General features: G+C 44.1%; 14 protein-coding genes. 11 read left to right on the top strand and 3 right to left on the bottom strand.

Going from position 1 to position 18,209, the window contains the following annotated elements; translation table 11 throughout:
* Window positions 1–41: 41 nt before the first annotated feature.
* Window positions 42–299, bottom strand: a complete 258-nt coding sequence (locus HB679_RS13270; protein WP_214072461.1) for a hypothetical protein — start codon at window positions 297–299, stop codon at window positions 42–44.
* Between the two features lie 330 nt (window positions 300–629).
* Between HB679_RS13270 and HB679_RS13265 the strand changes: the two genes are divergently transcribed.
* The 11 genes from HB679_RS13265 (at window position 630) to ilvA (ending at window position 14,956) form a co-directional block, all read left to right on the top strand.
* The gene (locus tag HB679_RS13265) at window positions 630–1,325 is read left to right on the top strand and encodes a DUF1080 domain-containing protein (protein WP_214072460.1); all 696 of its coding nucleotides are present in this window, start codon (window positions 630–632) and stop codon (window positions 1,323–1,325) included.
* A 349-nt stretch (window positions 1,326–1,674) separates the two neighbouring features.
* Window positions 1,675–3,381: a dihydroxy-acid dehydratase gene (gene ilvD, locus HB679_RS13260; protein WP_214072459.1), complete on the top strand. Its 1,707-nt coding sequence runs from the start codon at window positions 1,675–1,677 to the stop codon at window positions 3,379–3,381.
* Between the two features lie 141 nt (window positions 3,382–3,522).
* Window positions 3,523–5,262: a biosynthetic-type acetolactate synthase large subunit gene (gene ilvB / locus HB679_RS13255; protein ID WP_214072458.1), complete on the top strand. Its 1,740-nt coding sequence runs from the start codon at window positions 3,523–3,525 to the stop codon at window positions 5,260–5,262.
* A gap of 77 nt (window positions 5,263–5,339) precedes the next feature.
* Entirely contained in the window at window positions 5,340–5,948 is a 609-nt protein-coding gene (gene ilvN, locus HB679_RS13250) for an acetolactate synthase small subunit (RefSeq protein ID WP_214072457.1), read from the top strand.
* A 171-nt stretch (window positions 5,949–6,119) separates the two neighbouring features.
* Window positions 6,120–7,178 carry a ketol-acid reductoisomerase gene (ilvC, locus tag HB679_RS13245; protein ID WP_214072456.1) on the top strand — a complete coding sequence of 353 codons (1,059 nt, stop codon included), beginning with the start codon at window positions 6,120–6,122 and terminating at the stop codon, window positions 7,176–7,178.
* Window positions 7,179–7,327: 149 nt separating this feature from the next.
* Complete coding sequence (locus tag HB679_RS13240) at window positions 7,328–8,491, top strand: 2-isopropylmalate synthase (RefSeq protein WP_214072455.1); 1,164 nt, start codon at window positions 7,328–7,330, stop codon at window positions 8,489–8,491.
* Window positions 8,492–8,533: 42 nt separating this feature from the next.
* On the top strand, window positions 8,534–9,940 hold the full coding sequence (leuC, locus tag HB679_RS13235) for a 3-isopropylmalate dehydratase large subunit (RefSeq protein WP_214072454.1): 1,407 nt from the start codon (window positions 8,534–8,536) through the stop codon (window positions 9,938–9,940).
* A gap of 81 nt (window positions 9,941–10,021) precedes the next feature.
* Window positions 10,022–10,618, top strand: coding sequence for a 3-isopropylmalate dehydratase small subunit (gene leuD, locus HB679_RS13230; RefSeq protein ID WP_214072453.1), 597 nt, complete (start codon window positions 10,022–10,024; stop codon window positions 10,616–10,618).
* A 162-nt stretch (window positions 10,619–10,780) separates the two neighbouring features.
* Window positions 10,781–12,298, top strand: a complete 1,518-nt coding sequence (locus HB679_RS13225; RefSeq protein ID WP_214072452.1) for an alpha-isopropylmalate synthase regulatory domain-containing protein — start codon at window positions 10,781–10,783, stop codon at window positions 12,296–12,298.
* Window positions 12,299–12,452: 154 nt separating this feature from the next.
* The gene (gene leuB, locus HB679_RS13220) at window positions 12,453–13,511 is read left to right on the top strand and encodes a 3-isopropylmalate dehydrogenase (RefSeq protein WP_214072451.1); all 1,059 of its coding nucleotides are present in this window, start codon (window positions 12,453–12,455) and stop codon (window positions 13,509–13,511) included.
* Window positions 13,512–13,717: 206 nt separating this feature from the next.
* Window positions 13,718–14,956, top strand: coding sequence for a threonine ammonia-lyase IlvA (gene ilvA, locus HB679_RS13215; protein WP_214072450.1), 1,239 nt, complete (start codon window positions 13,718–13,720; stop codon window positions 14,954–14,956).
* Window positions 14,957–15,053: 97 nt separating this feature from the next.
* Here the strand turns inward: ilvA and HB679_RS13210 are convergent, their stop codons facing one another.
* Together HB679_RS13210 and HB679_RS13205 are read right to left on the bottom strand one after the other, a co-directional pair.
* Entirely contained in the window at window positions 15,054–15,740 is a 687-nt protein-coding gene (locus HB679_RS13210; RefSeq protein ID WP_214072449.1) for a hypothetical protein, read from the bottom strand.
* A gap of 117 nt (window positions 15,741–15,857) precedes the next feature.
* Window positions 15,858–17,936 (bottom strand): M1 family metallopeptidase, encoded by a 2,079-nt coding sequence (locus HB679_RS13205; RefSeq protein ID WP_214072448.1) that lies wholly within the window; start codon window positions 17,934–17,936, stop codon window positions 15,858–15,860.
* Window positions 17,937–18,209 lie beyond the last annotated feature (273 nt).

The raw sequence follows: 18,209 nt of genomic DNA, 5'->3' as shown, positions 1-18,209 counted from the left end.
GATATCTTTTAAAGGCCCGGATAAATCCGGGCCTTTTTTGTTTATGCAGTCCAGGTTGAATATTCTATGAACATGTCAAAAACACCTACGTATTTACTACCCCATTCATCAAAACCATCGCCGGTGTAAGCCTCATAAATAGAAAAAAATACATATCCTTTTCTTTCAATTTTAACTGTGTGCAAAAAACCCTTGGATTTTACAAATCTTTTAAAATCCCGCATTGACGGGTTAGTAATAGCAAGTAATAATATTACGCTAACCATTAAACCCGCAAACCAGTAGAGATACTTTTTCATTAGTTAAAGATATCGTTATTTAATGACTCTTACTTTCCTGATTTTAGAATGAAAAAAATATCTAATCATTTTCTAACATTAATTTAGGTGATCCAAAAAAGACTTAAAAGTCATAAAAAGTGATCCAACTATTAAACCAGTTTTCATTTAATTTATTAATTTACAGATAGTTGCAATTTTATGGTGATCCAATTGATCCAAACTGATCCACATTCCCGCGTGGATCACCATTACCTTAATAACAGCGCTAATCAGCTTACTAACCTTTAAACATTTTTTTGTCAATGCCGATATTTTTCTAAATTAGTGGTAACCAATTATTACCATTTCATGCACCTTATTTGCAAGCGGTCGGCCATTGTTTTGGCTTGCGCCTTCGTAGCTATTACCTTTAGGGCAAACACTGCGTTTGCCCAACGCGACACCACTGCCCAAAACGTCACCCTCCCTGCTGATGGCAAACTAATTGACGACAAACCCATTGGCCAGGGCTGGACCAACATGCTTGACGCCCAAAAGCTGAACCTGCAACCTGAATATTGGAAAATAGCTAACGGCACGTTGCATGGAGATTGTAATGATCCCTCACAAAACCATTATAGCTACAGTAAGCGGATCTATAGCGATTTCGAAGCCAACATCCTGGTAAAGATCAGTGGCGATGATGATGCCAATTCAGGCGTTTTCCTGCGCGTGCATCCGGATAATTTTGATAAAGCTGCCGGATACCGCATAGATATGGGCAAGGGTTATTGGGGTTCACTTTCAGAAGAGGGCCGTGCGGGTATGCTGCAACGTTACCCCGGCCGTGCCGCATCAAGGCTGGTAAAGGCTAATGAATATAACCATTACTATATCAAAGCACGCGGCCATCACATTGAGGCCTGGTTAAACGGCGTTAAAACAATCGACTCTGATTACGAAGGCGCATTCCTGGATGGCAACATAGGCTTTCAACTGGCCCGCGGACCAAAGCATACTACCGTCGACATCAAGGATTTTTATGTCCGCGAATTGAATTTGTAATAACATGAAAAGGACGACGCGATCGTCCTTTTTTTATGGACATTATTTCATCACTTTTTTATTCCCGGCAGGCATTTCAGGCAGAAAAATGGCCATTTACTATGCATGCATAAAAACCATACCGAATACCGTTTTGAACTTTGGTATAGTATGATACAAATTAAATATTAATATTTATAATTAAAACAAAATATAATACACTAATTAGTTGTATATTTAAGAATATAATACTTAATTGAAAAATTAAGTATACACTATTGCCAGTTCTTAAGGTCTTACTTATCTTAAGGGTAACAAAAAACACCAGATAGGAAACCTAAGGTCCTACAATATAAAAACAGACTAAAAAATGAGTTCATCTAACAGCACCACCGGCGTAGAGTTAAACAAGTACAGCAAAACTTTTACGCAGGACCCTACCCAACCCGCCGCACAGGCCATGCTTTACGGCATTGGTTTGACAGACGACGACATGAAAAAAGCACAGGTTGGTGTAGCAAGCATGGGCTATGACGGCAACACTTGCAACATGCACCTAAATGACCTGGCTAAATTGGTTAAAGAAGGTATTTGGAACGAGGATCTGGTCGGACTTATTTTTCACACTATTGGTGTTAGTGATGGTATGGGCAACGGTACCCCGGGTATGCGTTACTCATTGATCAGTCGCGATGTTATTGCAGATTCAATTGAGGCAGTTACCGCCGCACAATATTATGATGGTTTAATTACCCTGCCAGGCTGCGATAAAAACATGCCGGGATCTATCATGGCCATGGGACGCTTAAATCGCCCTTCTATTATGGTGTACGGTGGTACCATTCATCCGGGTCATTGGAAAGGTGAAGACCTGAACATCGTATCGGCATTTGAGGCTCTAGGTAAAAAGATTGCCGGCACGATAAGCCCCGAAGATTTTCTAGGTGTTATAAAAAATGCGTGCCCCAGCGCAGGTGCCTGCGGTGGTGTTTATACAGCCAATACCATGGCTGCAGCTATTGAGGCATTGGGCATGAGCCTACCTTACTCATCGTCAAACCCGGCATTGAGCGACGAAAAACGTGCTGAGTGTTTAGCTGCAGGTAAAGCCATCAAGATATTATTAGAGAAAGATATTAAACCAAGTGATATCATGACCCGCAAAGCATTTGAAAATGCAATGGTGGTAATTATGGTATTAGGTGGTAGTACCAACGCAGTATTGCACATGATAGCTATGGCAAAAAGCGTTGATGTTAAACTAACCCAAGACGATTTCCAAACAATCAGTGATAGGATACCGGTATTGGCAGATATGAAGCCAAGTGGTAAATACATGATGACCGACTTGCACAATGTTGGTGGTATACCTGCGGTAATGAAATACCTGTATCAGCAAGGCTGGCTGCATGGCGACTGTATGACCGTTACCGGTAAGACACTGGCCGAGAATCTGGCGGATGTTCCTGAACTGGATTTCGAAAAACAGAGCGTCATCTGGCCGGTTGAAAAACCAGTTAAGGCCACCGGTCACCTACAGATACTTTACGGAAACATTGCCGAAGGTGGCAGTGTAGCTAAAATTAGCGGTAAAGAAGGCGAGCGTTTTACAGGCCCTGCCCGTACGTTTGATGGTGAATTTGAGTTAATTGAGGGCATTCAAAGCGGCCGAGTCAGAGCCGGTGATGTGGTAGTTATCCGTAACGTGGGTCCTAAAGGCGCGCCGGGTATGCCCGAAATGCTTAAGCCAACATCAGCTATTTTTGGCGCAGGTTTAGGCGCATCGGTCGCACTGATAACCGACGGGCGTTTTAGTGGCGGTACCCATGGTTTTGTGGTGGGCCATATCACCCCTGAAGCTTTTGACGGGGGCGCAATAGGCTTGGTTAAGGATGAAGATATTATTGAAATTGATGCCACTACAAACAGCATCAACCTAAAAATATCTGCCGAAGAACTGGCCGCGCGTAAAGCCGCATGGCAACAACCCGCGTTAAAAGTAACCAAAGGCTTATTATATAAATATGCAAAAACTGTATCAAACGCTGCCGAAGGTTGCGTAACAGACGAGATGTAAAAGGTTGTACGTGGGACGTTAAACGTTGTACGTAGGCCAATTAATAATAATAAAAACAAAACGTATAACGTAAAACGTACTACGTCCAACACAACAAAAACGTATTACGTATAACGTACCACGTATAACAAAATATAAGGTATGGAAGTTGCACAACAAGAAATACTAGCACAAGCTGCTCCGATAGAAACCAAGAACGTTTCTGGCTCGGTGGCTTTATTAGAAGCATTAATTGCAGAGGGCGTTGATACCATCTTTGGTTATCCGGGTGGTGCCATTATGCCTATTTATGATGCTTTATACGATTATAATGATAAGCTTAACCATGTGTTGGTTAGGCATGAGCAAGGCGGCACACATGCCGGCCAGGGTTATGCACGCACCTCAGGTAAAGTAGGTGTTGTATTTGCTACCAGCGGCCCCGGTGCTACTAACCTGGTAACAGGTTTGGCCGATGCGCAGATAGACAGCACACCTTTGGTTTGCATCACCGGCCAGGTGTTTGCGCACCTGTTAGGTACCGATGCTTTCCAGGAAACCGATGTAATCAATATTACTACCCCGGTTACCAAATGGAACTACCAGGTAACTGATGCTAACGAAATCCCTGAAGTTATTGCTAAAGCATTCTACATTGCTAAAAGCGGTCGTCCAGGTCCGGTTTTAATTGATATTACCAAAAACGCACAGATCCAGTTATTCGATTATAAAGGTTATACCAAATGCGAGCATATCCGCAGCTATCGGCCAAAACCAATTGTTCGTACGCAATATATCGAGCAGGCGGCCGCATTGATCAATCAGGCTAAAAAACCTTTTATCTTATTTGGCCAGGGCATTTTATTAGGTAGCGCCGAGCAAGAGTTTAAAGCTTTTGTTGAAAAGAGCGGTATTCCGGCAGCGTGGACCATTTTGGGTGTCGGCGCAATTCCTACAGATCACCCATTGAACGTGGGTATGCTGGGCATGCACGGCAACTACGGACCAAACGTATTAACTAACGAATGTGACGTACTGATTGCCATAGGTATGCGTTTTGATGACCGGGTGACCGGTCGCTTAGACAAATACGCTAAGCAAGCAAAAGTTATCCATCTGGATATTGACCCTGCCGAGATTGACAAAAACGTTAAAACTACGGTACCTGTTTGGGGCGATTGCAAGGAAACTTTGCCAATGCTAACTGCCCTGATTGAGGAAAAGCAACATACCGAGTGGGTGAATTTATTTAATGATTATACCCGCAAAGAGGTTGAAGCCGTTATAGAAAAAGAACTAAACCCAACCAGTGGCGAAATGACCATGGGTGAAGTGATCAAACAATTAAACGAGCTAACCAAAGGCGAAGCTGTGATTGTTACTGACGTTGGGCAGCACCAGATGGTGGCTTGCCGTTATGCGCAGTTTAATAACACGCGCAGTAACGTTACCAGCGGTGGTTTAGGCACTATGGGTTTTGCCCTGCCGGCAGCTATCGGCGCTAAATATGGTGCTCAGGATCGCACCGTAGTAGCCATTATAGGCGATGGCGGTTTCCAGATGACCTGCCAGGAGTTAGGCACTATTATGCAAAGCGGTGTTGATGTAAAGATCATCATCCTGAACAATCGTTTCCTAGGTATGGTGCGCCAATGGCAGGAACTGTTTAATGATCGCAGATATTCATTTGTAGACATTCAAAGTCCCGACTTTGTTGCGCTGGCTGCGGCTTATCGCATTCCCGGCAAAGTGATCAGCGACCGCGAAGACTTGCAAGGTGCTTTAAAATTAATGTTAGATACTAAGGGTTCATTCCTGTTAGAAGTGATGGTTACCAAAGAGAACAACGTGTTCCCGATGGTGCCTCAGGGCTGCAGCGTTAGTGAGATCAGACTTAAATAAGGTAAAAGCTCAAAGCTGAAAGGTTAATGACCTAATGACAGCGAAGCGAAATGACCAATGACTAATTAATTAAGACAATGAGCAATCAAGATATAAACGACAGACAGGAATATAACATCACTATCTATACCGAAAACCAGGTTGGTTTACTGAACAGGATAGCGATCATATTCACCCGTCGTAAAATAAATATAGATAGTTTAAACACCTCTCCTTCCGAGATTGAGAGTATTCACCGTTTCAACATCGTTATTACAGAATCTGAAGAAGTGGTACGTAAACTTACCCGTCAGATTGAAAAACAGGTGGAAGTTTTGAAAGTATACTACCATACCAATGAGGACGTGGTTTGGCAGGAGCTGGCGCTGTACAAAGTATCGACAGACGTTATTGCCGAGAAAGTAAGTGTTGAACGTTTGCTGCGCGAAAATGGCGCACGTGCTGTGGTGATTCGTAAGGATTATACCATCTTTGAAACAACAGGCCATCGCGAAGAAACTGACAACCTGATCAGCATTTTACAGCCTTACGGACTCATAGAATTTGTTCGCAGCGCACGTATAGCAATCATCAAAGACAGCGAAGGGTTTAACGCCAAACTACGCGAATTTGAAAGACTGGAACCGGGCGAAGAGGTTGTAGAAAACGAATATTTAAACAGAGGCAGCAAGGTGTTTACCATGTAGTAAATCTGTCATTGCGAGCGAAGCGCGGCAATCGCACGGAGAAAATTTCGCGATTGCTTCGTCGTTCCTCCTCGCAATGACAAAAAAGAAAGTATTAAATTAGTAACCACATAAAACAATCGGTGAATCAAAAAGCATCGGTGAAATCAAAATCAATAAAAAAACAAAATCATGGCAAAATTAATTTTCGGCACTACTGAAGAAAATGTAGTAACCCGCGAGGAGTTCCCTTTATCAAAGGCACAAGACATTTTAAAAAACGAAGTAGTAGCTGTTATCGGTTATGGCGTGCAAGGCCCGGGCCAGGCGCTTAATCAAAAAGACAACGGTATCAACGTAATTGTTGGTCAGCGTAAAAATTCAAAAACCTGGGATAAAGCTATCAGCGATGGTTTTGTACCGGGCGAAACTCTTTTTGAGATCGAAGAAGCTTTAGAAAGAGGCACTGTAATTTGTTATTTATTAAGCGATGCTGCACAGATTGCTTTATGGCCAACTGTTAAAAAACACTTAACTCCGGGCAAAGCATTATATTTCTCTCACGGTTTTGGTATCACTTTCAACGAGCAAACCGGCATCATTCCTCCTGCTGATGTTGACGTATTTTTGGTTGCTCCTAAAGGTTCAGGTACTTCATTGCGTCGTATGTTCTTGCAAGGTCGCGGCTTAAACTCAAGCTACGCTATCTTCCAGGACGCTACAGGCAAAGCATTTGATCGCGTTATCGCTTTAGGTATTGCTGTAGGTAGCGGTTACCTGTTCGAAACAGATTTCCGTAAAGAAGTTTATAGCGATTTAACCGGCGAGCGTGGAACGCTGATGGGTTGTATCCAGGGTATTTTTGCTGCACAATACGAAGTGTTACGCAGCAACGGTCACTCTCCATCTGAGTCGTTCAACGAAACTGTTGAAGAGCTAACGCAATCATTAATGCCTTTAGTTGCAGAAAATGGTATGGACTGGATGTATGCTAACTGCTCAACCACTGCACAACGCGGTGCATTAGACTGGTGGAAAAAATTCCGTGATGCTACTAAACCGGTATTTGAAGATCTATACAAAAGCGTTGCTACCGGCGTTGAGTCACAACGTTCTATCGATTCAAACAGTAAAGAAGATTACCGCGTAAAATTGGATGCTGAATTAGCAGAGTTACGCGACAGCGAATTATGGCAAGCAGGTAAAACCGTACGTAGCTTACGTCCGGAAAACCAGGCTGTAGAAGCATAATTAGAGATAAAAGCTGAAAGGCGAAAGCCAAAAGCTAATTGTCATTGCGAGGAGGTACGACGAAGCAATCGCGAGTAACATCCTTGCGATTGCCGCGCTGCCGCTCGCAATGACATATTTTAATATTTGAATAATTAAAAAATCAAAACATGTTACACGATCCCAACCGAGTCTACGTTTTCGATACCACGCTTCGCGATGGCGAACAGGTACCGGGCTGCCAGTTAACTACCCCCGAAAAAATTGAGATTGCCCGCGAACTGGAGGCATTAGGTGTTGACATAATCGAAGCGGGCTTCCCTATTTCAAGCCCCGGCGATTTCCAGAGTGTGGTAGAAATATCAAAGGCTGTAAAAAATCCTACCGTTTGCGCACTAACCCGTGCCAACAAAGGCGATATAGATGCTGCTGTCGAATCGCTCAAATATGCCAAACACCCACGTATACACACTGGTATTGGCTCGTCTGATATGCATATTAAGAACAAATTTAACAGTACCCGCGAAGAGATTTTGGTGCGTGCTGTTGATGCTGTAAAATATGCCAAGAAATTTGTTGAGGATATTGAATTTTATGCAGAGGATGCAGGCCGCGCCGACGTGGTGTACCTGGCCCAGATGATCGAAGCTGTAATTGCAGCCGGCGCTACTGTGGTAAACATCCCCGATACTAATGGCTACTGCCTGCCCGACCAATACGGATCGAAAATTAAGTTCTTAAAAGAAAACGTTAAGAATATAGATAAGGCCATTATATCTGTGCATTGCCACAACGATTTAGGTTTAGCTACGGCTAACGCTATCGCAGGCTTGCAAAACGGTGCCCGCCAAATTGAGGGTACTATTAATGGTATTGGTGAACGTGCCGGCAATACTTCTATTGAAGAAGTTGTGATGGTATTGAAAACACACCAGGTTTTGGGTTTGCATACCGAAATTAATGCTAAGAATTTTTATGAGCTAAGCCGTATGGTAAGCTCGCAGATGCGTATGCCGGTACAGCCCAACAAGGCAATTGTTGGCAGCAACGCTTTTGCACACAGCTCAGGCATCCACCAGGATGGTTTCCTGAAAAACAGAGAAAACTACGAAATTATCAGACCAGAAGACGTTGGTTTCCCAAGCGCAAGTATTGTGTTGACTGCACGCAGCGGTCGCCATGCGCTGAAGTTCCACCTGGAGCGCTTAGGTATTAACCTGAACAAAGATGAGCTGGCAGATGCTTACCACCGCTTCCTGACTTTGGCTGATAGTAAATTAGATATAAATGATGAGGATCTGTTAACATTAGTAGGCGATAAAAAGACCGCTTAAACTATACTTTTGTAAACCGATCTGTAATAAATTACCATAAAAATGAGCAATACATTATTTGATAAGGTGTGGGATGCACACGTAGTACGTAAGATTGAAGGCGGACCCGATGTGCTTTTTATCGATCGTCATCTTATTCACGAAGTTACCAGCCCTGTAGCCTTTTTAGGCTTAAAGAGCCGCGGCACAACTGTTTTGTACCCTAACCGTACATTTGCTACTGCCGATCATAATACACCAACCATTCATCAGGATCAGCCGGTTGCAGATCCGCTTTCGGCCAACCAATTACAAATGTTGGAGGCCAACTCGGCCGAATACGGCATTAGCCACTGGGGCTTAGGTCACCAGAAAAATGGTATCGTACACGTTGTAGGCCCTGAGTATGGCATTACCCAACCGGGCGCTACCATTGTTTGCGGCGATTCGCACACCTCAACACACGGTGCATTTGGCGCTATTGCTTTTGGTATAGGTACGTCTGAAGTTGAGATGGTACTGGCTACCCAATGTATTATGCAGCCAAAGCCTAAAAAAATGCGCATTAACGTTAATGGCAAATTAGGTAAAGGTGTTACGCCAAAAGATGTGGCTTTATTCATCATCTCTCAGTTAACTACCTCTGGCGCTACAGGTTATTTTGTAGAGTATGCCGGCGATGTTTTTGAGAAGATGACCATGGAAGGCCGGATGACCGTTTGTAACCTGAGCATTGAAATGGGTGCACGTGGCGGCATGATCGCTCCTGACGAGACTACCATTAACTACGTGAAAGGCCGCGAGTTTACACCAAAAGGCGAGGCCTGGGACAAAGCCTTAGCTTATTATAAAACTTTAAAAACTGACGAAGGCGCAACCTTTGATAAAGAATTAAGTTTCGATGGCGCGTCGATCGAGCCGATGATCACTTACGGAACCAACCCGGGTATGGGTATGGGTATATCGCACAACATCCCCGACGCTGACCAGGTTGAAGGCGGTGCGGCAACTTACGAGAAATCATTAGGCTACATGGGCTTTAGCGAAGGCCAAAGTATGATAGGCAAACCTGTCGACTTTGTATTTGTAGGCAGCTGTACCAATGGCCGGATAGAAGATTTCAGAGCTTTTACCTCACTAATTAAAGGCAAACACAAGGCTGATAATGTTACGGCCTGGTTAGTACCCGGATCGCACATTGTGGAAGCACAAATTAAAGAAGAAGGCTTGCTGGATATTCTGCACGAAGCCGGCTTTGAATTGCGCCAACCGGGTTGCTCGGCTTGTTTAGCAATGAACGATGATAAAGTACCTACCGGCAAATACGCGGTAAGTACCTCAAACAGAAACTTTGAAGGCCGTCAGGGACCAGGCTCACGCACCATGCTGGCTAGTCCGCTGGTTGCAGCAGCAGCAGCAGTTACCGGTGTAGTAACAGATCCGAGAACTTTAATTGAAGAATTAGTATAATCAGTCCATAGACCATAGTCGATAGTCCATAGCAAAAACTATCTATCGACTATGGGCCATTGACCATCGACTTAAAACATTATGGCTTACGATAAATTTAACATACTAACAAGCACCGCGGTGCCACTACCTATTGAGAATGTGGATACCGACCAATTAATACCTGCCCGCTTTTTAAAAGCGACAGAACGTGTTGGTTTTGGTGACAACTTATTCCGCGATTGGCGTTACAATCCGGATAATACCCCAAAGAAAGACTTTGTATTGAACGACCCTACTTATACCGGTAAAATACTGGTTGGCGGTAAAAACTTTGGTTCAGGCTCATCGCGCGAGCACGCTGCCTGGTCTGTATACGATTATGGTTTTCGTTGCGTGGTGTCTAGTTTCTTTGCTGATATTTTTAGAGGTAACTGTTTAAATATTGGTGTATTGCCGGTACAGGTTAGCCCTGAGTTTTCAGAGAAGATCTTCGCCGCAATTTTTGCAGACCCTAAGACAGAAATTGAAGTGAACCTGCCTCAGCAGACTATCACTTTGCTGTCAACAGGCGAAAGCGAGAAATTCGAAATCAACTCCTACAAAAAGAATAATATGCTTAACGGCTTTGACGATATTGATTATCTGCAAAGTATAAAAGGCGAGATCAAGGAATTTGCAGAGCAGCTTCCGTTTTAACCCACTTCGTCATTGCGAGGAACGAAGCAATCTCTACACATGCTGGGCGGCAATACAAGTTATCCGCCGGGCGCGCAGAGATTGCTTCGTTCCTCGCAATGACGGCTTTTTTATGGCTGACGATTTTTATCGCCAGTATTATTACTAGCCGAACCCAACCAAATGGAACGCAGGAAAATAGAGATCATGGATACCACCCTTCGCGATGGCGAACAAACGTCGGGAGTGTCGTTTTCCATATCTGAAAAATTGACCATTACGCAGTTACTGCTTGAAGAGCTTCAGGTAGATCGTGTGGAGATCGCTTCGGCACGTGTTTCTGAGGGTGAATTTCAGGCGGTAAAATCCATTATGAAATGGGCTGATGAGCATCAATATACCGAGCGTATTGAAGTACTGTCTTTCGTGGATAATGGCGTTTCTATCGATTGGATGGTTAATGCCGGTGTGAAAGTGCAGAACCTGCTTACCAAAGGCTCGTTGAATCACCTCACCCATCAGCTTAAAAAAACACCCGAACAACACTTCGATGAGATTAAGCACGTTATCAAACTGGCTGCCGAAAATGGTATCGCTACCAATGTTTATTTAGAGGATTGGAGCAATGGCATGCGTAACTCGCCGGAGTATGTTTATCAGTATCTTGATTTCATCACCCAACAACCGGTAAAAAGGATTTTATTGCCTGATACATTAGGCGTATTAACTCCGACGGAAACCGCTACATTTTTAACAGAATTGCTGGCAAAATATCCAAATACGCACTTTGATTTCCACGCGCATAATGATTATGACCTGGGCACTGCCAACGTACTGGAAGCAGTAAAAGCAGGCGTAAGTGGCTTGCATTTAACCATCAATGGAATGGGCGAGCGGGCAGGAAATGCCGCCTTAGCCAGTGCGGTTGCTGTCATTAACGACTTTGCGCCCGAAGTTCAAATCAGACTAAAAGAATCATCGATTTACAAAGTAAGTAAGTTGGTCGAGACCTTTTCTGGCGTACGCATACCGAGCAACAAACCTATTGTTGGTGATAATGTGTTTACCCAAACTGCCGGTATCCATGCCGACGGCGACAATAAGAATAACCTTTATTTTAATGACCTGCTGCCTGAGCGTTTTGGCCGCAAGCGCGAATATGCGCTGGGTAAAACGTCGGGCAAAGCCAATATCGAAAAGAACCTGCAGGAACTGGGCCTTAAACTCAATGATGCCGATCTGAAAAGAGTTACCCAACGCGTTATTGAGTTAGGCGACAAGAAAGAAACGGTAACTAAAGAGGATCTTCCTTATATCATATCTGACGTACTGGACAGTAACTCGTACGACCAAAAGGTAATTGTCGACTCGTACGTGTTGATGAATGCCATGGGCCTGCGCCCATCGGCTACTATTTCTATGAGTATCGACGGCGAAAAGTTCGAAGAGAATGCACAAGGCGATGGCCAGTTTGATGCTTTTATGAACGCGCTGACCAAAGTCTACAACAAGAAAAAACGGACCTTACCAAAACTGATCGACTACGCTGTGCGCATTGCGCCGGGCAGCAGCTCTGATGCGCTTTGCGAAACCATCATCACCTGGGAAACGCCCGAAAAGAAATTTTTAACCCGCGGTTTGGATTCAGACCAAACGGTTTGCGCAATTAAGGCTACGCAGAAGATGCTGAATATTATTTAAATCGCCCCCAAACGCATCATTGCGAGCGAGGAACGAGCGTGGCAATCTCTACACAGGACATTCCAACCTGAAAAGTTCAGAGATCGTCACGCTACGCTCACGATGACGAGGTGGTAAAATGGATACAATTTATAATCACACAATAAAACATAAAATGAAACTAAATATCGCCCTTTTGGCAGGAGACGGAATCGGTCCGGAAGTAATTGACCAGGCCGTTAAAGTATCAAATGCTATTGCAAAGAAATTTAACCATGAAATTGCCTGGACTGCGGCATTAACCGGCGCTGCAGCTATTGACGCTGTTGGCGAGCCTTATCCCGACTCGACCCACGAAGTTTGTATGGCTGCTGACGCGGTGCTTTTTGGCGCTATCGGTCACCCCCGTTTTGATAATGACCCAACTGCTAAAGTACGTCCTGAACAAGGTTTACTAAAAATGCGTAAGGCACTAGGCTTGTATGCTAACGTACGCCCTACGTTTACTTTCCCATCATTAATTGACAATTCGCCTTTAAAAAGAGAGCGAATTGAAGGTACAGATCTGATCATTTTGCGCGAATTGACCGGTGGTATCTATTTTGGCGAACGCGGCCGTTCAGAAGATGGGAATACCGCTTTTGATACCTGTACTTATACTAAAGACGAAGTGGTGCGTTTAGCTAAACTGGGTTTCGAAATGGCTATGCAACGCAGCAAAAAATTATGCTGCGTAGACAAAGCCAATGTATTGGAAACCTCACGCCTTTGGAGACAAACCGTGCAAGGCATGGAAAAAGACTATCCTGAAGTTACGGTAAGCTATGAGTTTGTTGACGCGGTTGCTATGCGTCTGGTACAATGGCCAAGCAGCTATGACGTATTGATTACCGAAAACTTATTTGGCGACATATTAACCGATGAGGCATCAGTTATTTCCGGTTCGATGGGATTAATGCCTTCTTCGTCAATCGGCGTTCATACGTCTTTATTTGAGCCTATACACGGTTCTTACCCGCAGGCAGCAGGTAAAGATATTGCTAATCCGTTAGCAACTGTTTTATCGGCAGCTATGATGTTTGAGGATGCTTTTGGTTTGAAAGAAGAAGCCGAAGCTATTCGTACCGTGGTTAATAAATCATTGGCCGAAGGTATTGTATCTGAGGATTTAGCCGGTAAAAACAAAGCCTACAAAACCAGCGAAATTGGCGATTGGTTGGCGGCGAATATTTAAATTATCCTAACACTACTGTCATTGCGAGCGAAGCGTGGCAATCGCAAGGAGAAAAGCAAAGTTCGCGATTGCTTCGTCGTCCCTCCTCGCAATGACAAAATGGGTTAGATTGCGCTCTAACTGCATCATATTTGTTTTAACTTTGCACCCAACGTAAAACCGTTATTTACAATAAATAACGGTTTTACTTTTTAATACCCACGCCCATGAATACTGAATTAGATTTTGAAGCCGCCGCCGCTCGATTAGCCAATGTTGTAAAACATACGCCACTGATTTATAACCCGCGGTTGTCTGAAAAATATGATTGCGAGATCTATTTAAAGCGCGAGGACCTGCAAGTTGTGCGCTCGTACAAATTGCGGGGCGCTTATAACATGATCAGCCAACTGTCTGCAGATGAATTGAGTCGCGGTGTGGTTTGCGCCAGTGCGGGTAATCATGCGCAGGGTGTCGCTTATTCCTGCGATAAATTGGGAACCAAAGGCGTAATCTTTATGCCTGAAATCACGCCAAAACAAAAAGTGCAACAAACAGAGATGTTTGGTAATGGCAGCGTCGAATTGATTTTAGTGGGCGATACTTTTGACGATTGCTTGAAAGAGGCCCTGGCTTATACCGAAAAACACCACATGACTTTTATCCCCCCTTTTGATAATTACAGTATTATTGAAGGACAAGGTACGGTAGGTGTCGAGATCTTGCAGGATTTGCCTGATACCGATATCGTGATCATGCCGATTGGTGGTGGCGGCTTATCAGCGGGTGCCGGCACTTATCTCAAACAGAAGAATCCGCAGATAAAATTAATTGGCGTTGAGCCGCTTGGTGCACCATCCATGCTGGAAGCCTTCAAACATGGCGGACCAGTTACTTTGCAAGAGATCGACCGTTTTGTTGACGGTGCATCTGTAAAACGCGTAGGCAGTTTAACTTACAACCTTTGTGTTAACACACTTGATAATGTAAAGTTGGTAGCTGAGGGTAAAGTATGTACCACGATCTTAAAACTTTACAATGAAGAAGCGATAGTTGTAGAGCCTGCGGGTGCTTTGTCTGTAGCGGTTTTGGACGAATGCCGGGAGGAGATCAAAGGCAAAAAAGTGGTGTGTGTAATTAGCGGTGGCAATAACGACATTGCCCGTATGCAGGAAATCAAAGAGAAATCTTTATTATATGAAGGATTAAAACACTATTTCATTATCCGTTTCCCGCAACGCCCGGGGGCTTTGAAGTTATTCGTGAATAATGTTTTGGGGCCGCATGACGATATTACCCGCTTCGAGTTTATTAAGAAGACCGAAAAAGAACAAGGTCCGGCTTTGGTAGGCATTGAATTAACTAATAAAGAAGATTATAAGGGCTTGCTGTCGCGATTAGCAGAACTTCGTTTCGAGGTTATTGAATTGAATAAGGAACAGACTTTGTTTGAGTATTTGGTTTAATAAATCTTTTTGTCATTGCGAGCGTAGCGTGGCAATCGCACGCACTAGGGCTTTTCTCCTTGCGATTGCCGCGCTACGCTCGCAATGACAACTACCTTTAATTACTCGTCAAACTCGGCATTTTTCTTTGATCTGGCGGCAATGCTTTATATTTCTGATAAGAGTCATTAATATAAACTGCTAATGATGGGCCGGTATTACTTCTCACGTATTCATAGCTTGGCCGGTACATCGCCATAAAAACTTGCAGATCGGCGCCTTTTAATGGCACCAGGCTAGACACATAGGTTCTGGTATAAACCTGATCTATATACCGCTCCCGCTCCTCGGTGGTGAAGAATTTCTTAAGTCGGCGGGCATTCTTTCCCTCTCTGGAGAACCAGGTACTTGGCGAAAATATTGCGACCTTACTCTTAGTGTAAACCTCGGGATATTCCTCGCGTGGATTAAAAGTTGGCGACCTTGTTGAAGTGATGGTTACATCTTTCAAAATTATACCCAATGGGCGCATTTCTACTTTTAACGGCCTGTTATCTACAATAAATAGCGTGTCAGACACATAACCGGGCGAATCAAAAATTAATGTGTGCCCTAAAGTCGACTGGATCTCAAACTTACCGTCTTTGTCAACCAGTGTTATTTTTTTATTGTTGACATCTTTGATAAAGACATTGCTCAATCTTTGATTAGTACCGACTTCGTTAACAGTACCTTTTAAATAGTCTTGCGCGTTGGCGGCACACGCAGCAAGCAACAGACCGGCAAATATCAAATAGCGTTTCATAGGTTTATGTGTTATCAGCATAAAGTAAATCAATTATAATACCAATAGTTGACTTTATTACTTATTTGACAAATTAGTAGCAAACAAAAAACCCGGCCTTGTGGGCCGGGTTGGTGTTTATTGTTTCTTCCAAACGTTGTTGGATGGATTATAGTCTGGTAGAGTTGAGTCGGGGTTGTAAGTCACAGATTCAATTTCTTCGTTTGACGGATATCTGAATGACCAGCTTACGTTACGTTCCCAGATCTCGCCTGTAAAGTTTACACGCTCGGTCTTGCCGCTAACAGTTTTGATCTCTAATACAACTGGCATAGCCATTTTCTCTAGATTATCTATAGTGATAATAGCGCCTTGTTTAGCGTCGCTGTTAATGTATTTCACATCGCGTACGGCAACATCCAGGCGCCAGTTGTTTTCGAACCAGCCTCTCCAAAACCATTGCAGGCTCTCGCCGGCAGCATTTTCCATGGTGCGGAAAAAGTCATCGGGTGTAGGGTGTTTAAATGCCCAGCGGTTAATGTAAGTTTTAAACGCGAAGTCAAAACGCTCGGGGCCCAAAATCTGCTCGCGCAGCATCACCAGGCCTGCGCTTGGTTTGCTGTACAATAGTGTACCATTGTTTATCTCCTTCAGGTTATCCGGATTGCTCAGGATTGGCTCCAATCCCGGACGGGTCCATGATTTCCAGTTACGTAGCAGTCCTTCGGCAGTAGCCGGTTTGTAGAACTCGCCACCTAATGAGTTTTGGGTAGATAAGGTATTGATAAAAGTATTAAAACCTTCGTCCATCCAACCATATAAGCGCTCGTTCGAGCCAACAATCATCGGGAACCAGGTATGGCCAAACTCGTGGTCGGTTACACCCCAGCCACCGTTTAAGCTACAAAATACCAGGCCCGGGTACTCCATACCACCGGCTTTACCGGCAACACCGGTTGCATTAGGATAAGGGAACTCAAACCATTTCTTTGAATTGTACTCGATAGAAGCTTTGATAAACTCGGTGCCACGGCTCCACTGGCCCTTGCCGTATGCGGCGCTGCTTTCTACCGGATAAGCAGATATAGCCAGACATTTTTTACCGCTTGGCAAGTTAATTTTAGCCGCATCAACTATAAATGCTGATGACGCTCCCCATGAAGCGTCGCGCGCGCTATTGATCTTAAAGTGCCAGGTTAGCTCTTGTTTTCCCGCAGGGCGTGACGAGGTACTGGTTACCTCATCGGCGGTACGAATCATGACCGGCTTATCGCTTTGCGCCGCCTCTGCCCAACGTTTTTGTTGTTGAGGCGTATATACTTCGGCAGGGTTTAATAGTTCGCCAGAGCATACCACAATGTCTTTAGCCGGTGCGGTAATGTTGATATCAAAATCGCCGTATTCTAAGTAGAACTCACTTTCGCCGGTATAAGGCAAAGTATTCCAGCCTTGCACCTCATCGTACACACACATACGTGGGTACCATTGCGCCACCTGGAAGATCTTACCGTTTTTAGATTGATCTGTATTGATGATACCCATACGGTCAGACCCATAATCGGGCGATACAAATGAGTATTCTATTTTCAATTTCAGTTGGCCACCGTCTGCAGCAAGCTGCTTAGGCAAGAATACCTGCATACGGGTATCATTAATGAGGTATTTAACGTCTATCTCGTTGGTTCCTTTAGCGCCTTTAATGGCGCTTATAACTTTGATTGATTTGATCTTGAAGCCGGCATCAAATACCTGGCCCTGGCCCCAGTTACGGCTTTTTGGATTGCCATTTGCATCAAGCGGCACCTGCGCAATACCGCGCGAGTCTTGCTTGAACAAGTTCTGATCAAGCTGCATCCAGATAAAGCCTAATTTTTGCGGGCTGTTATTGGTGTAGGTTAATACCTCGGTACCAACAATTTCGTTGGCATCTTCATGCAAAGTTGCGTTCAATTGGTAGTCGGCGCGGTTTTGCCAGTATTTCGGGCCCGGCTGTCCATCTGCCGCACGAAACTCGCTACCGTTTTTGGTGTAAAAGAAAGGCTTGAAAGTGTCGTGATAATCGTACTTGGTTGGCGGAGCGTTTGGATCTGTAACCTCCACCGCGCGACCAACGCTTATTTGTTGGCCCTTGCCCGTAGCGGGTGTAGTTTGAGCATTAGCGGTGCTCAAAGCGGCGCAGAAAGCCAGCGCTAAACCGGCAGTAATGTTTAATTTCATCAGCTAATATTTAGTTTGAATGGTAAAAATATAAAAATAGCCGGGCAAATTATGTAAGAAAATCATTACAGCAATTAGCGTCGCAGGTGATCCACCTGAGAAAGTGGATCAGTTTGGATCAGTTGGATCGCCATGAAAATTTAATACATTGAAAATTAATTCGTTATAATTAAACTACTTTAATAGTTGGATCACTTTTCCTGACTTTTAGGTTTGTTTTGGATCAGCAATTTTAAATAAAAAAGGGCTATATCATCAATGTCATGTCCCGGC

The organism is Mucilaginibacter sp. dw_454 (assembly GCF_018449775.1).
In the GTDB taxonomy this organism is placed as follows: Bacteria; Bacteroidota; Bacteroidia; order Sphingobacteriales; family Sphingobacteriaceae; genus Mucilaginibacter.
This window is presented reverse-complemented; position numbering and strand designations above follow the sequence as displayed.